This is a genomic window from Caballeronia sp. dw_276 (assembly GCF_018449635.1).
Lineage (GTDB): Bacteria > Pseudomonadota > Gammaproteobacteria > Burkholderiales > Burkholderiaceae > Caballeronia.
In genome coordinates, this window is sequence record NZ_JAAVUV010000064.1 from 1 (window position 1) to 669 (window position 669).

Annotated in this window: 1 protein-coding gene; it reads left to right on the plus strand. The window is 61.3% G+C overall.

What is annotated here, in order from left to right; genetic code table 11:
• Positions 1 to 376: 376 nt before the first annotated feature.
• Positions 377 to 669: hypothetical protein (locus tag HB633_RS30630; protein ID WP_213781864.1), on the plus strand; the 293-nt coding region annotated here is incomplete at its 3' end.

Consider the following 669-nt stretch of genomic DNA (forward strand, 5'->3'; position numbering starts at 1 on the left):
TGTGAATGGCGGTCGGAAAGCGACACCAGATGGCGGCGTCAATCAGAAACGCTAAATGACTTGTTCTTCAGAACGGGTTTTTCGACGACTGGCGGAGGTGCCGATGGGCAGTTATTTGGGTGCGTCGGAAGGAGCCCGAAGGGCGAGTGCCGACGCACCCGGTGCTGTTCGCTTCAGACGGGGGTGACGCAAAGGGCGGGATGCGGTAGAAGAAGGTTTACCAACCGCCGAACAAACAGGTCCGACACCGGCCCAAACTGCCAGGTTCATTCCGGTGTCGAACCCTACACGCGTACGACGGGGCACGAGTGTGCGCCAAGTATTGCATGCCTCGTCAGCCCTGTCGATATCGCATCGGCATTGACGGGGATTCTCGATGCCGGCGTCGGTCCGACTGTTCGTATGCGTGCGCTGTCGGGCACAGGTCATTGTTTGCCGCCGTTGCGACCGCGGCCAAATCTATTGCAATAGCGACTGCTCCGAGCTTTCGCGCCATTCCAGCATGCGCGAGGCCGGACGGCGCTACCAGCGCAGCCGCCATGGCCGCTTTGCACACGCCGAACGGATGCGCCGCTATCGCAGCCGCCGGAATAAAGTGACGCATCACGGTTCCTTCATGCCTGCCGCCGATGCTCTACTGGCACCGACTTCGACGACGTCGGCGGCCAT